The organism is Litchfieldia stipae, from assembly GCF_014837155.1.
Taxonomy (GTDB): Bacteria; Bacillota; Bacilli; order Bacillales; family Bacillaceae_L; genus Litchfieldia.
The window spans coordinates 1-600 of sequence record NZ_JACYHA010000066.1 but is presented as its reverse complement, the minus strand read 5'-3'; the positions used below and the strand labels follow the sequence as shown (position 1 = coordinate 600).

The following is a 600-nucleotide window of genomic DNA, read 5'->3' as shown; positions in this document are numbered from 1 at the left end:
TGTAGTGCACCCCAAAAGTTAGAGTGAAATCTGACTTTTGGGGTGTTTATTTTTGAGTAAATATAGCGAAGATTTTAAGCTTATGGTTGTAAAAGAGTATCAGGAGGGGAAACTTGGATTTAGAACCCTCGCTAAAAAACATGGGATAAAAGGGAAATCAGCTATTCATAGGTGGGTTAAAATATATGAGAAGTTTGGACAAAAAGGTCTATCAAATAAGGAGCATAATGAATATTATCCTGTTCAATTAAAACGAGATATATTAAGCTATATAAAAAGAACAGGTTCTTCAGAAACTGAAGCAGCTCTTCACTTTGGGCTCATTAACCCGAATATTTCCACATGGAAAAAAGTATTTTCAGATGATGGGGGTGAAGACCTGAAAAGACCGGAAGGACGGATCCCTATGTCTAATAGAAACAAAGACCAACAAGATAAAAAGAACGAAATGACATACGAACAAAAGTTGGAACGTGAAAATGAACTTCTTCGTCTAGAGGTAGAATACTTAAAAAAGTTACGAGCTTTTCAGATGGATCCGGAAAACTATCTCGAAAAGCACAAGCAGCATTATCATTCGAACTCAAAGAAACCTTCAAA

General features: G+C 35.7%; 1 protein-coding gene. It reads left to right on the top strand.

Features of this window, described 5'->3' with window-relative positions; translation table 11 throughout:
- Positions 1–52: 52 nt before the first annotated feature.
- Positions 53–600 (top strand): helix-turn-helix domain-containing protein (locus F7888_RS22320; RefSeq protein WP_191783594.1); only part of this gene is annotated, 548 nt, incomplete at its 3' end.